The following is a 3,546-nucleotide window of genomic DNA, read 5'->3' as shown; positions in this document are numbered from 1 at the left end:
ATGCCCGGCCCGTGGATGGAGATATCGCACACGCTCGGCGGCCGGCACTTGAATAGCGGGCGAAGGCGTCACCCCCCGGACGATCCGGCCGGCGCCCCCTCAGAAGTCGAAGGAATAGAACAGGTCGAGGGCGCTCTCCATCCCGCTCACCGCCTCCAGGTAGAGCCGCTCGGTGAGCTGGTATCGCAGGGTGAGGGTGTTCTCCGGGGAGAACACGCCGACGCCGTAGCGCACCAGCAGGTTCGGTGCCACATAGCCGCTCACCGCCACCTGCGTGTCCTGGCCACTGCCCGCGGTCTCCAGCTGGAAGTCCTCCACGCCGAGCTGGCCGGCCAGCGAGCTGCCGATGCCGCGTCCGCCCATCAGGCCCAGCCCGAGCGCGGCCTGGGTCACGAGCTGGTTCTCGCCGGGCGTGCCGGCACCCGGGCCGCGACCGGTGATGAGGTACGACAGCGCGTCCGCCTCCGGCATGGACGGCTCGGAGAACACGCTCGCCTGCAGCGCCGAGGGCGGGCCCGTCACCCGCAGCCCGGCGATGACCTCGCCGGTGTCGCGCACCGCCTCCAGGTCGATCTGCGGCTCGGTGATGGGGCCGGAGAAGATGAACCGCCCCTGGCGGATCTTCAGCCGCTGGCCGTAACGCTCGAAGGTGCCGTCGACCAGACTGATCTCTCCGAAGGCCTCGGCGCTGCTGGTGCCGATCTGGCGCAGCTGCAGCGCACCGGCCAGCCCGGTCTCGACGCCGAAGCCCTGGAAGCGGACGTCATCGCCGAGCACGAGGTAGACGTTGGTCGAGAGCTTGAGACCCTGCTTCTGCCCGGTCTCGCCGTCCTCGTCGCCGCGATTGACGATGACCACGTCGTCCGAGACCGCGACGGCGTTCTCGGGCAGTTCCTCCAGGGTGATCCGGCCCTGGGGCACTGTCAGCCGGCCGTTGACGCTGAGCGCGCTGCCATCGTAGGTAATGGTCATGGCCGGGCTCACCCGCACCCGCACCAGCGGCGGATAGGCCACCTCCAGCCCCTCGCCGGAGACGGCGACGTTGGCGTGCAGCCCGTCGCCCCAGGAGATGCTGCCGCCGAGGCTGGCGCTGCCCTCGCCGCTCTTGAAGCCGCCACTGAGGGTCGCACGGGTCCCCTGGATCCGGGCCGAGAGCGTCACCGACTCCAGCGGGATCGGCAGGGACTGCACGGCGACCACACCGTCGCGCAGGCGCACGGTGCCGTCGAAGGTGGGCGCGCGCAGCTGTCCCCCGAGGCTGCCGTCCACGGTCACGGTCCCCTCCAGGCGCCGCAGCTGCGGCAGGAAGGGCTGCACCAGCCCGAGGCGGATGCCGTCGATGCGCACGCGCCCGTCGAGGCCCGGCTGCGCCGCCCGCGGATCCGTGGATGCCCGGATATTCACCGAGCCGAGCTGCTCGGCGGTGAGCGCCAGCTCCAGCCGCGCGCCCTCATCGTCCAGGCCGGCATCCACCGTCAGCGAACGGTAGTCCAGCGTCACCGGCTCCTCCGTGTCGGCCCGCGAGGCGGTGATGCTGCCCACACCGGTACGCGCGCGGACCTCCACACGGGGCAGGCCGCTGCCCTGCCAGCGCACGCGGGCGTCCGCCTCCAGGGTGGCGGACCACGCCAGCCCCTCCGGCAGCCACGGCTTGAGTACCGCCAGGGGGAGATCGCTGATTCGCAGGTCGGCCCGGGCACCGCCGGCGCCGGCGACCAGCGGTTCGGTCAGGCACAGCCGACCCTGATCCCGTCGCCAGCAGTGGGCGTCCACATGGAGCTCGCCGGGGCCGGCACGCCAGCGCAGCGCCGGCCGGTCGACGAGCGTCCAGCGCTCCGGGCCGGCACTGACGGTGGCCTCGGTCAGGGTGCCGTTCCAGTCGCCGCTGTCGGCGGCCAGTCCGCCGTCGAGCCGCAGCGAGCCGGTGACCGGCCCGCCGCCTTCCACGTCTACCACCAGCTGGTGCTGTGCGCGCGTGCCGTCCAGGGCGGCGGTGACGTCGCCGAGTGCCTGCCCGTCCCGGACGACGCCGCCGGCGGACACGCGCAGGCGGCTGGCGCGGGTCATGAGCGCGGCGACGCTGCCCTCCACGGCGAGACGGTCCACGCGGATGTCCTGATAGGCGATGCCGGTGCCGTCCAGCGAGGCGGTCACGTCCGGCGCGGTCATCGCGCCGCCGACGCGGACGTCGCCGTTCAGCGTACCGGTCAGCCCCGGCCAGAGGGCGGCCAGCTCGGGCAGATCGAGCCGTGCCCGGGCGTCCCAGCGGCCGTCTGCCAGGCCGCCGTCGACGGTGATCTCGTCCGGACCGCTGCGCAGGCGCAGGCCGTCGAAGGTCCAGCCGGCGCCGGGGGCACGGGCGACGTGGCCGCGGAGCGAGACCGGGTAGCCGCGCAGCCGACCCTCCACGCCGGGGATCGCCAGGACAACGCTCAGATCGCTACCGCGCAGCGTGCCGGTGGTCGCGACCCGGCCACCGAGGCGTCCATCCAGACCCGGCCGGTACTGTCCGGGGTCCAGGTCCTCGGCGGTGAGCGCTGCCTGCCACTCGAGCCGGTCCCGCCAGGCCACGTGCCCCTTCGCGGAGACGCTGCCGCCGAGCAGCGCCGCGTCCAGCCGCTCGATACGCGCCGAACCGGTGTCTCCGTCGGCGTTCAGCGCCAGACGCTTCACGGGTACCGGCAGGGGCACGGTGGCGTCGCCGGCGATACCGTCGGCCTCGATGCGTGCCTGCCAGTCCAGACCGTCCCCCCAGGCCACCCGACCGTCCCCGGAGACGGTACCGCCAAGCACCCGGCCGGTGAGCGTGCGGATCGCCGCATGGGCGGTGTCACCCTCCGCGGCGAGCCGCCACTGCCCCTGCGGGATACCCGGACCATCGATTCCGGCGTCAAGGCTGAGCGACCAGCCCTTGAGACCACCGTCCGCCTGCAGGTCCACACCGCCGGCACGCACGGTCGGCTCTCCGGTAAGCGGCCAGGCCAGGGCGTCGGCCCGCAGCCGCAGCCGCGACGGCAGCCCCGGCGTGAACAGCGCGGTGTGCGCCTCCAGACGGGCGCTCACCGGCCCGCCGGCATCGGCGGTGACGTCGAGGTCCGCGAGGGAGCCGCCGGCGGTCAGCGTCAGGGTCTGATCCCCGCCGCCGGGATAGCGGCCGCTGCGGGCGTCCAGGGTCAGCTGCACCGGCCAGTCGCCACCGAGCCCGACCTCCCCGTGGGCGTCGAGGTCCGCCGCCGGCGCACGCAGCGACAGCGCCTCCAGGCGGATCCGCTCGGTGGAGAGTGCACCGGCAATATGCAGCCGCGACAGGGTATACGCCGCCTCGCCGCGATGGATCGTCGCGTCGCGCATGGTGACGCCGGCGAGCTCGACGATCAGCGGCAGCGGCACCGCGTCCGGGAGGGACAGCCGGAAGTCCTCCGGCGGGAACGCCGGCCCCGCCCCGCCCGCCGACGTCCCGCCGCCGTCCCCCCCGTCCGCCGGCGGGGCCGGAAGGTCGATCTGCAGCCCGTCCAGGGTCGTCTCGTCCATCGAAAGCCGGTTGCC

The 3,546-nt window shown here is 73.9% G+C and carries 1 protein-coding gene; it reads right to left on the bottom strand.

Annotated elements, in window-relative coordinates; all coding sequences use genetic code 11:
- Positions 1 to 99: 99 nt before the first annotated feature.
- On the bottom strand, positions 100 to 3,546 hold a 3,447-nt coding region (locus G7A99_RS16855), incomplete at its 5' end, for a translocation/assembly module TamB domain-containing protein (RefSeq protein ID WP_205599889.1).

The sequence above is a fragment of the Arhodomonas sp. KWT genome (genome assembly GCF_010993615.1).
Note: the sequence above shows the minus strand (reverse complement) of the source record. Positions and strands in the feature narration are given on the sequence as shown.